The sequence below is a fragment of the Mycobacterium sp. genome, from assembly GCF_044342925.1.
Taxonomy (GTDB): Bacteria; Actinomycetota; Actinomycetes; order Mycobacteriales; family Mycobacteriaceae; genus Mycobacterium.
In genome coordinates, this window is sequence record NZ_JBIIOV010000246.1 from 1 (window position 1) to 3,252 (window position 3,252).

3 protein-coding genes are annotated in these 3,252 nt (G+C 70.0%); all 3 read right to left on the bottom strand.

The features are described from left to right. Positions 1-166: 166 nt before the first annotated feature. From ADBZ6I_RS16780 to ADBZ6I_RS16790, 3 genes are read right to left on the bottom strand one after another with little or no spacing between them, the layout of a single operon-like run. On the bottom strand, positions 167-1,324 hold the full coding sequence (locus ADBZ6I_RS16780) for a pyridoxal phosphate-dependent aminotransferase (RefSeq protein ID WP_526385849.1): 1,158 nt from the start codon (positions 1,322-1,324) through the stop codon (positions 167-169). A gap of 2 nt (positions 1,325-1,326) precedes the next feature. Then, positions 1,327-2,268: an acyl-CoA dehydrogenase IpdE2 gene (ipdE2, locus tag ADBZ6I_RS16785; RefSeq protein WP_526385852.1), complete on the bottom strand. Its 942-nt coding sequence runs from the start codon at positions 2,266-2,268 to the stop codon at positions 1,327-1,329. Continuing rightward, on the bottom strand, positions 2,265-3,236 hold the full coding sequence (locus ADBZ6I_RS16790; RefSeq protein WP_526385854.1) for an acyl-CoA dehydrogenase family protein: 972 nt from the start codon (positions 3,234-3,236) through the stop codon (positions 2,265-2,267). The genes ipdE2 and ADBZ6I_RS16790 overlap by 4 nt, the downstream gene beginning before the upstream one ends. Positions 3,237-3,252 lie beyond the last annotated feature (16 nt).

The following is a 3,252-nucleotide window of genomic DNA, read 5'->3' on the forward strand; positions in this document are numbered from 1 at the left end:
TCCGCAACTTAGGGACGAAGCTGACCGCCGTTCGATGTCGCGCGCGAACAGCCTCTCGGTCCGCTGACGATTCCACCGGGAACGCCGATCCAGCCTGGGCATCACGAACGACACCACAATTAGCGGCAGCGGAACGCTGGGTCCGTTCCCGCTCTCCGCCTAGGACTCAGCGGCTCAGCCACGGGCCGAGCCGGCGCAGCGCCTCGTCGATGTCGCCGGCCGGCCCGGCGAAGGAGAACCTGACGTAGGCGCCGCCGCGCCGGGTGTCGAAGTCGATGCCCGGCGCGATCGCCAGTCCTGTTTCAGCTAGCAGTTTTTCGCAGAACAGCAGTGAGTCCAAGGTGAAGTCCGAAACGTCGGCATAGACGTAGAACGCGCCGTCAGCCGGCGCCAACCGGGTGAGGCCGATCTGGTTGAGCCCCGCGATGAGGGTTTCCCGGTTGGCCGCATAGTGGTGCAGATGACCCTGCGCCTCGGCGACGGCTTCCGGACTGAACGCGGCAATGGCGGCATACTGCGCCAGCACCGGCGGGCAGATGGTGAAGTTTCCGGTCAGGCAGTCGACCGCCCGGCGCAGCTCGGTGGGGACCAGCAGCCAGCCGAGGCGCCAGCCGGTCATCGCGTAGTACTTCGAAAAACTATTCACCACGACGGCATTCCGCGACGTCTGCCATGCGCAGGACGTCTGTGGGGCGCCGGGATAGACCAGGCCGTGGTACACCTCGTCGCTGACCAGGCGCACCCCCTGTGCGTCGCACCAGTTGGCGATGGCCGCCAGTTCGGCCGGCGGAATGACGGTGCCGGTCGGGTTGGCCGGGCTGGCGACGATGACGCCCTGCACCGGTGGGTCAAGCGCGGCGAGCATCGCCACCGTGGGCTGGAAACGGGTCTGCGGACCGCACTCGATCTCCACCACCTCACAGCCCAGCGCCGTGAGGATGTTGCGGTAGCAGGGGTATCCGGGGCTGGCGATGGCCACCCGGTCGCCGGCATCGAAGCAGGCCAGGAAAGTCAGCAGGAAGCCGCCCGAAGAGCCGGTGGTGAGAACCACGTCGTCGACGCTCACCTCCAGGCCGAACCTCTGGGCGTAGGAATCGGCGATAGCCTGCCGCAGTTCCGGAATCCCCAGGGCGACGGTATATCCCAGCGGACCGGATGCCAGGGCCCGTTGGGCGGCTGCCAGCACCGGTGCCGGTGCGCCGGCGCCGGGCTGCCCCGCGGAGAGGTTCACCAGATCGCCGTGGGTGCGCTGCCGCTCGGCGGCCGCCAACCAGACGTCCATGACGTAGAACGGGGGGATACCGGCCCGGCGCGCGATGGTCATCGTTACAGGATCTCGGACTCGAGCCGTCGCAGTTGTTCGCGGGGGGCCCCGAGCAACTGCGCGCTGCCGTGGGCGCGCTTGAAGTACAGGTGCATGTCGTGATCCCAGGTGATCGCGATGCCGCCGTGCAGTTGGATGGCCTCGCCGGCCACCGTGCAGAACGCCTCGCTGGCCGCCAGCCGGGCCAGCGTCGCCGACACCGGGGTGGGCTGAGCCACCGCGTCGCCGACCACCGCGCGAGCGGTCTGCACGGCCACATAGAGATCGGCCATCCGGTGCTTGAGCGCCTGGAAGCTGCCGATCGGCCGGCCGAACTGCACCCGCTGCTTGGTGTACTCGACCGTCAACTCCAGGCAGCGATCCGCGGCGCCGATCTGCTCGGCCGCCAGCAGGATCGCCGCGGTGTCGGCGATGCCAGGGTCCGGGCCGATCACCTCTGTCGCGCCCGGCGTCATCCGCGCCAGCCGCCGGGTGGGATCCATGGTCCGGACCGGCTCGACGGTGACGTCGATCCAGCGCACGATGCGGCCATCATCGACGGCGAGCACCACGTCGGCGATGTCGCCGTTAACCGCATAATCCCGGTCGAAAACCACCGTGCCGATCGACGCCCCGGAGACCAGCTGTTCCAGGGTTTCGGTGTCCGGGGTGTCGACGGTCAGCAACGCCAATTCGGCCAGCGTGGTGCCCAGCAGGGGAGTGGGCACCAGACCGCGACCGAGTTCCTCCACAACGGCGGCGGCATCGGCCAATTGGCCACCGGCGCCACCGAACTCGTCGGGGACCACCAGGGCGGCCACGCCGACCTGCTCACACAGCATGGTCCACAGCGCGGTATCGTATCCGCGCGGGGAGTCCATGGCACGCCGCACCGCCTCAGGCCCGGCGTGCTTGTCCGCCAGCGCGGCGACGGTCTGGCGCAGGAGTTGGCGTTCGTCGTTCACGTGTTCTCAATTCTGCCCAGCGATTCGAGTACCCGTCGCCGATGAGCGGTGGGGGTGCCCCACGCGCTATGCAACGCCTGCACCCGCAGCAGCCAGTGCGACAGGTCGTGTTCGGCGGTGTAGCCGATCGCGCCGTGGGTCTGTAGCGCCGCCCGCGCCGAGAGCAACGCTGCGTCGGCTGCCGCCGCCTTGGCCGCGCTCACGTCGCGCGCGGTGCCGGCGGAGTTGCCGGCCAATGACAGCGCCGCCCCGAAGATCAGCGGCCGTGCCAGTTCCAGGGCGATGTGCACGTCGGCCAGCTTGTGCTTGATCGCCTGATAGCTGCCAATCACCCGGCCGAATTGGCTGCGCTGCTTGGCATAGTCGACCGACATGTCGAGCATCGCCTGCCCGGCCCCGAGCAATTGCGCGGCGGTGGCGAGCACCCCGAATTCGTAGGCACGCCCGACGTCAGCCGGCCGCCCCGTACCGGTGGCGGTCAGGTCGAACAGTTCCCGGGTGGGGTCTACCGACGGGTGCCCCGCACCGGCGACGGCGTCGGTGACGGCGCCGCCCTCGCCGACCAGCACCAGGCCGGCGAAGTCGGCGCCCACCGCGCGTGGCACCGTCGGCGGGAGAGCCACGGTGACGATCAGATCGCCGGCCGCCAGCGCGGCCGACCGGTCGTCGCCGTCGAGCAGGATCGGCGCCGCGGCAAGGGATTCGGCGACCGGGCCGGGCGCGCACCAGCGTCCCAGCCGCTCGCAGGCGACGATCAGGTCAACCGGATGCGCGGCCAGCCCGTCGTACTTCTCGGCGACGGCCAATGCGGTGACGCCCAGGTCGCTCAGCCGGGCCCACACCGCCCGCGCCGGGGCGGTGTCGCCGTGTGCCCACGCGCGCACCGCGGCGGGCACGTCCGCGGCACCCAGCGCGGCGTCGATGCTGGCGGCGAATTCCCGCTGCTCGGAGTTCAGGGCAAACCTCATGACTTGGCTTCCCTCG